The organism is Deinococcus radiotolerans, from assembly GCF_014647435.1.
In the GTDB taxonomy this organism is placed as follows: Bacteria; Deinococcota; Deinococci; order Deinococcales; family Deinococcaceae; genus Deinococcus; species Deinococcus radiotolerans.
In genome coordinates, this window is the sequence record NZ_BMPE01000039.1 from 1 (window position 1) to 7793 (window position 7793).

General features: G+C 61.3%; 7 protein-coding genes. 3 read left to right on the forward strand and 4 right to left on the reverse strand.

Annotated features, from left to right (window positions below):
* Window positions 1-160: 160 nt before the first annotated feature.
* The 4 genes from IEY63_RS22695 to IEY63_RS21890 all read right to left on the reverse strand — a co-directional run bounded on the left by IEY63_RS22695 (window position 161) and on the right by IEY63_RS21890 (window position 4142).
* On the reverse strand, window positions 161-403 hold the full coding sequence (locus tag IEY63_RS22695; RefSeq protein ID WP_444542383.1) for a DUF7669 domain-containing protein: 243 nt from the start codon (window positions 401-403) through the stop codon (window positions 161-163).
* Between the two features lie 84 nt (window positions 404-487).
* Window positions 488-742 (reverse strand): cold-shock protein, encoded by a 255-nt coding sequence (locus IEY63_RS21880; protein ID WP_189071112.1) that lies wholly within the window; start codon window positions 740-742, stop codon window positions 488-490.
* 128 nt (window positions 743-870) lie between these two features.
* Window positions 871-1122 carry a hypothetical protein gene (locus IEY63_RS21885; protein ID WP_189071113.1) on the reverse strand — a complete coding sequence of 84 codons (252 nt, stop codon included), beginning with the start codon at window positions 1120-1122 and terminating at the stop codon, window positions 871-873.
* Between the two features lie 2078 nt (window positions 1123-3200).
* Window positions 3201-4142, reverse strand: coding sequence for a GGDEF domain-containing protein (locus IEY63_RS21890; RefSeq protein WP_189071114.1), 942 nt, complete (start codon window positions 4140-4142; stop codon window positions 3201-3203).
* A 432-nt stretch (window positions 4143-4574) separates the two neighbouring features.
* Here IEY63_RS21890 and IEY63_RS21895 point away from each other — a divergent pair, with 432 nt between their 5' ends.
* From IEY63_RS21895 to IEY63_RS21905, 3 genes are all read left to right on the forward strand, one after another.
* Window positions 4575-4874: a hypothetical protein gene (locus IEY63_RS21895; RefSeq protein ID WP_189071115.1), complete on the forward strand. Its 300-nt coding sequence runs from the start codon at window positions 4575-4577 to the stop codon at window positions 4872-4874.
* A gap of 722 nt (window positions 4875-5596) precedes the next feature.
* Entirely contained in the window at window positions 5597-5779 is a 183-nt protein-coding gene (locus tag IEY63_RS21900; protein WP_189071116.1) for a hypothetical protein, read from the forward strand.
* Between the two features lie 212 nt (window positions 5780-5991).
* Window positions 5992-7221, forward strand: coding sequence for an ATP-binding protein (locus tag IEY63_RS21905; RefSeq protein ID WP_189071117.1), 1230 nt, complete (start codon window positions 5992-5994; stop codon window positions 7219-7221).
* Window positions 7222-7793 lie beyond the last annotated feature (572 nt).

Here is a 7793-nt window from a genome sequence, read left to right on the forward strand (position 1 = left end):
CCGACGGCTTTCGAGGAGCAGGCTTACATCCTGAACTGAGGCTCCACCAAACCCTTGACAGATCAAAGGCAGCGCCAACGGGTGGGCTTGCAGATCTATCCAGGCCTCTGCCTCGCCGCCTCTTACAGATCAACGTGCTGTGACTGGCCTACGCCCAATGTCACAGGAGACGGTACCGTCCACGTGCCACCCGTTCCAAATCCTGATAGTCCGCTCCATCCGTTGTGCGGGTCCTGGCGTTCCGGCACATCAGCGTGTGGACGTGCAATCGCACCTCGGCGTCACTGTACCGGCTGCCGCTGTCACGCATCCACTGCACGACATTCTGAACAGAAAATGTTTCTTCAGGATGCGCGCGGCTCAATTCGCGGGCAGCTGTGAGAATCGCTGAGCGGCACGTCACGCCGCAGTCTCAAGGGTGTGCAGGTGCGCGCCACAGGGCGCCGAACTGAACGTAGCGCCCCTCAGGGCGCTGGGCACAGACAACTTACCAGCGGTCGTAACGACCATCATCGGACGCCTTGACGGGTGCAGCCTGGGTCACCACGATGTTCTTGGCCTGGGGGCCTTTGCCACGCTGGCCGTCTTCAACGTCGTATTCCACTTCATCGCCTTCGTTCAGCTTCTTGAAGCCGCTGCCCTGAATGGCGCTGAAATGCGCGAACACGTCCGGACTGCCGGCCGTCTGGATGAACCCGAACCCTTTCTCCGCATTGAACCACTTCACTGTGCCTGTTGCCATACGATCAACTCCTGAGGTTTCCACAGAACGACGACGCGCACGGGCAATTGCCCGTGCGCGATCAAAGCGGACTTGGAAATCTACCCGCTGACTCTACGCCTTCCGGCTACCTGTCACTGCGGTGGTGATCACACCTGGTGCTTGCGCTCTCCTGTTTCGCGGCTGCTCCCGAGTGAGAAACGGCCCATCAGATCCACCAGGTGTCGCGCAGATACCGGCAGAATGACACGGCCTTTGAGGTACAGCGCGCTGTCGCTGTGCACGTCATGACGGATCACGTCCCGGAGATACACAATGTGTGTGCGTCCAGCGTACGTGAACCGTACCCGATCCATGGTGCCAGGAACCCAGGTGAAACTCAGATCGTTCAAGCCGTTCATAAGGACGCTCCTTGCGCAGTGCATGAGGGAGACGACAGGAAGAGCGACGGAGCGGCCATCGGGGCTTGCCCACCGACGGAGCGAACGTGGAAACGGATCATCGCCGTACGGACAGGCGAAGCTCCCGGCCCAACTGGGCCAGTGTCCTGGAGCCGCCCCCGTTCTGGCGAGACCAGCAGCCACCAGCACAGGATGGACCAACGCGGATCACCTCTGGAAAGAGCGACGTGAACGGCATCACGATGTATGGCCCCCCTGGCTTCGGAGCAGCGGCCCGCCCCACCTCATCTGACGCTGCTGGACCTTCACTGACGCGACTGCACGCCCACCCACCCCTGCGCTGGAGTCCGGCGCAGCCCACCCTTTACGGCAGGGGCGTGCGCCTCTGGCCAGACCAGAGACAGTGCGGGCCGGAGACGAAGGCCGAGATCAGGCCACCGATGATCAATCCCTGTCCCCGACGAACAGTGCAGCGCAGGTGCAGGCAATCATCCAGATGCTGGCGAAGCGACCCGTAGAACATCTTCCACCCTGACCTGAAGCGACACCCAGTTACGCGGACGTCACCGCAGCGGGTGGAAGGGTATCGTCAGTGTCGTCCCGCGGCGCTGAGGGCCGAAACCACACGTACCCCTCGAACGAGCGCTGCCGATCCCTCAAGGCGTTCTTCTCCTTGAGGACCCCTTCCATCCACCCGAAGGGCGACCGGAAACGCACCTCACACCCACGACGCGTCTCGAACACCTCGCTCAGCGCGGCAAGATCTGCTGCCCACACACCACTGACGGGTTGAACGGGCAGGGCGAGAATGACGAGGCGCTTGTTGGGCGACGCCGTATAGGTACCTTGAAGTTCAAGCATCCATGACGCTACCAGACTCAGTCAGGGCGAAATAGGATGGCCGCCGGGTGACCCGCACGTCACGCGGCCACCGTGCCCTGATGACAGCCCTGCGCCGCTGCTCACCTGACCGGCCGAGGCTGCCTAATGGACGCGGCCAAACCCGAGTCCTTCAGCGGTGCGCATGGCGTCACGCGCACCGTCAAGGTAAGGGGCTGCGCCATCCACGATGCCCAGGTCACTCAGAAACAGGGACGCCTGCATAATCCCTGTATCTGTCGCTTGCTGGCCCCCGCATCCCTGCGTCAACGCCAGCGCGTACCAACTCGCCGCGATCTGCCGCACCATCGCAAACACCAAACTGTCCATACGTCCCCTGCCCATCTGCTGCACCGAACCTGTCGGTTCTCCCATCAGGATACGGGGATTTTGGCATCTCAATTGCAGCGGTTGACCTTTGCCGGTGTCGAGAGCGGCGGCAGGCGACCGCCGCGGGTGTCCGTCACCTCCAGATCCGAAGTGTGACGTGCACCAATCCATGTCACGCGTCCTCTTCCGCTCAGGGCCGGGCCGTCGTCACGTCGGCCCGTGGTATCCGGCAATGACCGCCCTGGTGCCCCTTGAGTGGCCAGGGCGTCCGCCTGGACCGCTACCCGCCTGCACTTCAACGAACCCGCTGCTGCCGTGTTCAGATGTGCGTCACGGGAGAGGTTGGAGCGGGTCTACAGCCGACATCTGCGTCGAGCACATCTACCGCGGACCCGAGTGGTCACTGTGGAAGGTCTGGGCACCTTCGCCCTGTGTTCTACAGTCTTACCGCCGATCAGTGGTGTGCACATCAATTCGACCGTGACTGCTTACCGGGCAGTTCCCGAAAACGCGCACGGCCCGACCGAAGGTCACGCTCGCACTGAAACCGTGTTCCCCGGTCGACGCCGCAGGCCCAGGAGGCCACCAAGCTGTCCGGCGTGCGTCAGGTGCTGTCCATGTGGCTGGCGCAACGCTATGCGCGCAGAAAGTTCGCCGTCCTCGGATAATGTCAGCCTTCAGCCGTGGCGGCAGAACCCAAGAAGCGTTTTCGTCGACGCAATTGAAGTCAAATAGGGGTGAGAAGAGATCAAAATGAACGATTTCATTGTTTATATCGGGACTGCTGACGCCGAATGGAGATCACACCGCCTCCTTTCTTAAGATGCGATGCCAGTTCGTCACTCCAACTTGTGCGCGTGCACGGCCTCTCAGGACGGCCGTTCTCCACGTTGTTCAGCCTGCGCCCGGCGTTGGCCTTTGCGGCGTTTCTCGGCGTACATCCTGAGATCCGCCTGTCGCATCAGGGCCGAGATGCTCTCAGCGCGGACGCCACTGGACAGTCCCACGCTCACGTCCGCCTCCGGAAAGCCCTGCCGGCGCACCTCCGTCACGGCCGCCCGGATCTGGTGCCAGATGTGCGAGAGATCACCATGCGTGCACACCACCACGAACTCATCTCCGGCCAAACGGAAGACGGCCTGCCCCGCCTGAAGTTGCGCATGCACCGCCTGAGCAACCGTCCGGATCAAGACGTCTCCCACGTCGTGACCGTGCTGATCGTTGACCGCTTTGAGCCCGTCGAGATCAAGAAAGGCAAGGCCAATGTGCGTAGGGCCCGCCTGCCAGGCGGCCAGGAGGGCTGCCTCGAAGGCTCGCCGGTTGCCCAGCTCAGTCAGTGGGTCCAGCAGCGCAGATCGCTGCGCGTGATTCAAGGTTCGTTCGGTGACGGTCAGGAGCCAGGCCATCAGGCTCCCGGCCACCAGCCCGGTGAAGGTGATGCAAGCAATGACGCTGCCTTCGGCAGGCAAGACCTCCAGGGACAGACCACCGACCGTCAAGGCATAGAGGCTGAAGAGCCAGACGCCCTGGAGACCGAGCGACACTGCCGCGAGTAGGGTCGGCAGAATCAGCGAGGCACTGTAGGTCGTGAAGGTGAAGGCGAACAGCGACGTCTCCAGCTGCGGGGTATGGAACCAGACCAGGACGATTGGCAGGAGAAGAAGGAGCAAAACGCTCCCCAGAGGCCCTGGCCTTTGGTTCAGCACCTGCGCGGTCAGAACCATGATCAGGAAGAACAGGTCGTAGATGAAACGCTGGGTCTCGCCGGTGCTCAGCTGCAGGAGTGCGGCCAGGATGGGCACGGCGGCCATGAGGAGCACACTGTAGCGCTGAAGTTGCGCGCGGGGGCTCTGAGACAGGACTGGTCTGAAGTAGGCCCGCATATGTACCTCGTCTGCATCGGAAGGAACCCTCTGGCTGCGCGAATGCAGTCAGGTGGGTCAATGGGGAGAAGCGATGCGGACAGCGAAGCCCCATGTGAGGGAAGCGCTTCAGTCTGCCCGTTGTGTTGTTCGAGTGTGCTCGACTCCGGTGAAGGTCAACTCAAATGGAGCAAGGTATGCAGCGTAGGGCAGGCCGTCCTCTGGTGGTCTCGGAGGTGAGGTGAAGAGGCCCTTTGGACACGCCTGATGTAACCCGCGGGAGAGCAGCGGAACAGTGGTGGTTTTAAGCAGTCGTTTGATGAGTTGGCATGCCGTGAAGACTAATGAGGGATACTTATTTTTACCGTGCTACAATGGATGATGTTAATTTTAAAAGGTCTATACCATGTGCAGCCGAATAAACGATTATCGATTTTTCCGGAAAGCAAGATTAAATTAAAGGGGACGCTTGAATCCGATTTAATTGCGCTGAGTCAGAATTGTGCCACCACAGGGAGATGTGATGTTCAGGTGATGACACAGCATGGAGTCATGCTTGGTACCCTCCTGGAGAAAAAACCACTGCAATTTCGGCTTCGGCAATTTGAAGGCCACCTCTCATTTCCGGCAAAAGTCGACGCAAGGGTCAACAGTCGCCTTTCACCTGATCATGCAGATTGATTCATTCCCTCATATAGATCCGTTGTTTGGAGCGCGTATGCTGGCACAACTCTTTTTATTTACACTCACATATTATCCCACGGGTGAAATTCAACACTTCACGACAAGTGCTATACGATCAGAATTGATCCATCATGGCTTCTTGTCATGTCTGTCCTTCAACGCGCTGCCAGGGACGATTTCGCGTTTCCTGGGATACACCGACCGCAACGTGATGGTCAGAGCCTTTGAGCAGGGCAACCAGATCGTTGATTTACCACCATGGAAACTAGAGGTTGAGGCGACGTTCCTCCAGTGGACTACGGGTGAAACAGTCGAGCCGCAAAGGAGGCACGCACACACAAGCGTGCTTGATCCTTGCTCAGGCATGAGGCGTTAGGAACGGCCCAACTGGACGGCTTGGTTCTCCTGCTTTGGCTTGTTGCTCGATGATGCGCTGTCTGAGCACCGGTGAAATCGCGCCATTGATGAGCTGTCTCTGAGGATCGCTGTTGAGTCGCTCTTTTGAGGCGCATTCTGGGCCTGTAGCATGCAGCTCGATATCCAGCCGCGCGCTCAATGCCGCCATCCGAATTGAGCCGCCTCCACCCGAACGCTCGTGCGAGGGTGGAGGCGGTTCATTCCGTTCATCAAGGCAGATTTCGTGAGCCTTCCCTAATTCAAGTGAAGGGACCTTCAGGTCTTTGACCAATCCAGATGAGCGCCCTCGCGAGAATGGAGGTATGACCAAGCGACCCATCACCCTGCACGAGATCATGCCAGAACTCCACGGTGAAGAGACAGCGGCGCAGGTCATCTCTGATCTCCTAGAATTCATCGAACGGACAGAACGCGCCTTACAGGAGCTCACCCAAGCCATTGAGGACCTGCAGTGGCTCACTGCGCCCGCCTCCATCCACGCCTGACGGCCGCGTCTGATCACCTGACTCACGCAGAGCATGGCTTGGCCGCTCTCCGGTTCACCGAGCGGACCGCCAGCACTTCACCACAGCGCCTTACAGTTCCACCGGCTCACGGCTGGTACGGTCGAAGATAACGCTGATTGTCAGCATGTCCTCTGGTCTTGAAGTCACCACCGGGCTCTTCTCCCCGATCCCACTTCACGCCCGGAGGCCTCATGAGCCACGCCGACGATGTTCGCCCGTCGACTGCGGAGTCCGCAGACCGTTCAATCACTGACCTGCAACAAGAGATTCAGGTGCTCGAAGGCCAGGTGCGTGCCGCTGAAGCCAACGCCCGGCAGGCCCGGCGCCTGTTCACCCACAGCCCACAAGCGGCGTTCCTCCTGACCCCTGAAGGTCGCGTCCTTGAAGCCAACGTCCAAGCGAGCCTCCTCCTGGGCGTACCCGCCTCCAGATCCGCCGGGCACCGCCTGGGCAAATACCTGACCTCCGCGTCCCAGGGGCCCTTCACAGCCCTGCTCAAACAGGTCTTCGCCACCACCCCACACGCGACAACGGAACTGGTCCTGCTCACGGCTGACGGCACCGCGCGCACCGTGCTGGCGGCCGTACACCGCACCGACGCCGACGATGAAGCGCCAGGCTGCCAACTCGTCGTGACGAACGTGACCAGCCTGAAACAGGCCCACCATCACCTCCTGAACGACGTGGAGGCCCTCCAGGCCAGCATTCAGGACCAGACAGCCAGGAACCAGCGGCTCGAGGCAGAGGTATGGGAGGTCATTCAGGGCACGCAACTGCAACTGAACCTTCAACTGGGGCGGCTTCAGAGCGCCCTGAGACTCCACCAGAAGGAAGTGGAGGCCGCCGGCGGCACCTTCACGCACCTGGAGGCCACGCAGGACGTGCTGCGATCGGCGTTTGCGTTGGTGGAATCGCTGAATCAGTACATGGAGGCCCGGCAGCTCAGGTTACGGGCCGGTTCCGTCGACCTGAACCGCGTCCTGACCGAAGTGGTCAAAGACCTGCAGGTGGTCCTGAGGGGCCGGTCGGTGCAGTGGTCGTCGGCGGCGCTACCCACCGTGCAGGGGGACGGCCGGGCCCTGCGGATCATCCTGCGGGAGTACGTCAGCAACGCCCTGAAGTTCACGCGGACGCGCGAGGTCACGCAGTTGCAGTGGCAGGTGGAGGAAACAGGGGATCACTACCTGATTGGCCTGCAGGACAACGGCGTGGGGTTCAACCAACGGCAGAAGGACGAGGCCTTTGAACTGTTCGGGCGGCTGCATCCCACGGGAACGTACGAAGGAACGGGGATCGGGCTGGCGGTGGTGCGGCGACTGGCAGAACGGGGGGGCGGCCGCGCCTGGGGGGAAGGCAAGGTCGATCAGGGCGCGACGTTCTGGGTGGCGTGCCTGAACGTGCCGAACCGGAAGGTGGAGTGAGCGGGCGGGGCGCGTCGCGCCGCCACGCCGCCCTGCCCGGCGACCTGATGAGCCGGGATGATCCCACAGGAACCCGCCTGGCTCCGTGGCTCACGCCGTGCCGAGTGGACACCTCACTGTGATTCACCTGATTCTGCTGACCGCGTTGAAAGCAGCTCAGGAAGCGGGCTGGACCCACGCGTCAGTGGCCGCAGACCGAGCGGTGCCCCTGGCTGATCTCGTCGGGCAGCCGGATTCGTGGGCCGCAGCGGGGCCGTACCTGCTGAGCGACGCACACATTCTGGATGGCCGGGGACGCCAGTGCGTGCAACTCAGCCGTCCGCAGGCCACCAGTCATTGAGGTCGGGAGCTGGAGTGTTCTGGCAATACAACGGCAGGAGAGTGGTGAGCTGTGACCGACCCACGCCCTCCCGCCACCGTTTCCCTATGAGCCCGATCAGGTACGCCCTGTAGCTGGATCAACGTTTACCACTCGACCAGCGTGACGTTCAGGCGCTGCACCACGAGTTGAGGGTGCCCCAATTGCGGTTCCAGCCGATTTGCAAATCTCAGCGTACCTCAGCCCGCCTGTT